We start from the raw sequence: 332 nt of genomic DNA on the forward strand, positions 1-332 counted from the left end.
GGTGGCGGCGAGCTTCTCCGGCTTGACCGCGGTCAGCATCGGCAGGACGTTGTCGAGGACCTCCTCCAGCTCGATGGCGTTGCTGGAGCGGTCCTGCGGGATCACCGCCCCGGCCCGGAGTGTCTCCGCGGAGGGGACGGCGGGCGGCACGAGGGCGACGAAGCGTTCTCCGAAGAGGGTGGTGGGCAGCATCTGCGCGGTGACGTCGGCCGGGATCTGCCCGAGCCGGTCCGGCCGGATGGCGAGGGTGAGCCGTGCCCCGTCGCCGTCGGACGCGATGTGGCGCACCTCGCCGATCACCACGCCGCGCAGTTTCACCTCGGCGTTGTCGT

1 protein-coding gene is annotated in these 332 nt (G+C 72.0%); it reads right to left on the bottom strand.

Features of this window, described 5'->3' with window-relative positions; all coding sequences use genetic code 11:
* Window positions 1-332 (bottom strand): MCE family protein (locus NBY69_RS37225; RefSeq protein WP_250306697.1); only part of this gene is annotated, 332 nt, incomplete at both ends.

The organism is Streptomyces sp. A 4/2, from assembly GCF_940670765.1.
Taxonomy (GTDB): domain Bacteria; phylum Actinomycetota; class Actinomycetes; order Streptomycetales; family Streptomycetaceae; genus Streptomyces.